This is a genomic window from Mannheimia haemolytica (assembly GCF_004342115.1).
In the GTDB taxonomy this organism is placed as follows: Bacteria; Pseudomonadota; Gammaproteobacteria; order Enterobacterales; family Pasteurellaceae; genus Mannheimia; species Mannheimia haemolytica.
Window position 1 is genome coordinate 1 of sequence record NZ_SMAC01000068.1, and the last position, 1,335, is coordinate 1,335.

3 protein-coding genes are annotated in these 1,335 nt (G+C 35.4%); 2 read left to right on the plus strand and 1 reads right to left on the minus strand.

Annotated features, from left to right (window positions below; genetic code table 11):
* Positions 1-106 precede the first annotated feature (106 nt).
* The gene (locus EDC41_RS13435) at positions 107-790 is read right to left on the minus strand and encodes a S24 family peptidase (RefSeq protein WP_006252485.1); all 684 of its coding nucleotides are present in this window, start codon (positions 788-790) and stop codon (positions 107-109) included.
* 130 nt (positions 791-920) lie between these two features.
* On the opposite strand from EDC41_RS13435, the gene EDC41_RS13440 reads away from it, so the two are divergent.
* Both EDC41_RS13440 and EDC41_RS13445 read left to right on the plus strand, forming a co-directional pair.
* On the plus strand, positions 921-1,121 hold the full coding sequence (locus tag EDC41_RS13440; RefSeq protein WP_006248825.1) for a transcriptional regulator: 201 nt from the start codon (positions 921-923) through the stop codon (positions 1,119-1,121).
* Between the two features lie 20 nt (positions 1,122-1,141).
* Positions 1,142-1,335 (plus strand): CII family transcriptional regulator (locus EDC41_RS13445; protein WP_132303733.1); only part of this gene is annotated, 194 nt, incomplete at its 3' end.

The following is a 1,335-nucleotide window of genomic DNA, read 5'->3' on the forward strand; positions in this document are numbered from 1 at the left end:
AACTGTTCAGGTTTAATGCGTTTATTATTCATTTTAACTTCCTTTCTACCCAATAAAACAACCGCTGGCTACAAATAGCTCCGATGCTCAACCGCTACGCTAATGCCTACAAGTCTTTAGGATTTATTGGCAATACTCGAATAAATTTCCCAAGGATAATAGCAGTATCTAAGGTTTCTCTTTTTATATCAAAAGGTTCGTAAGTCTTGTTGTCCGATAGGGCTCTATAAATACCACCTGGAATTTTTTGTAGTCTTTTTATATAAACTTCATCATCAATAACAAAAATATAAACACCCTCGTTATTGTAATAATTGATTGTAGTATCAATAAAAACAACATCCCCTTTGTTTATTGTTGGGCTCATACTATCAGTTGGAATGGTGATCATCTCAATGCCATTGCTTGATTTTCGCCCTACAATTTCAAGCAAGCCGTCTAAAGAGAAATAGATAGATTGAATAATTTCAGGATAGTTAGTATTGATAAAACCTGTTTCGCCCGCCTTAGCTTTGAAGTCAATTAGATGAATGGGGTATTGATGAGACTGTGTTTCTTGAATTGACATAGCAGACACAATCGCACTTTCTGTTTCTTCATCATAGTCCAAATAAAAGCTAGGCATTCCATATTCATTCTCTAATCTTCTTGCTGCACGCTCACCAAAAGATGATTTTCCTGATTTTAATTGTGATATGTAGCTTTTTTCCTTTTCTGGAATATCTCTTGTGTTGAACCATTCTGTAAGTTTTTTTCTGCGAATCTCTGGCAGAGTCATACCTTTAATCATAATTAACCTCACTTTTCATTTTTAAATTATTTTATTTAGAATTTCCTAAACAAGCAAAAGCTAAACTTTACTTGACTTTGTATTTAGTTAAATCTAAACTCAATCTAATTTTTACTTAACGGGAGTGTTAATGAACTTAACTAGTTATTTGTCAGATCGCCCTCGTGGTTTCAAAGCTGACTTTGCAAAAAAGCTTGGTATTTCCAAATCTTATTTACGACAAGTTGAAACAGGGTATTCACCAATGCCAGCCTATCTTGCTAAGAAAATTGAAGAAGTCACGAATGGCGAAGTAGCCAAATCTGAGCTTCGCCCCGATCTGTGGGATTAATTTACCCAAAGGAATGTGCAATGCCACGCAATGAATTAACAAAAAATGCAAGAGCGATTGTGGATTTGATTCATCGAAAATCCGCAACGGTGACGCATAAGAAACTAGCAAGAGCAATCGGACTGAGTGAATCACAATTTAGCCGTACATTTGCAGATAATGTGGAAATGGTGGCGGTGATTATTGATTACTTAAGTATTGAGCTTGCGGATAA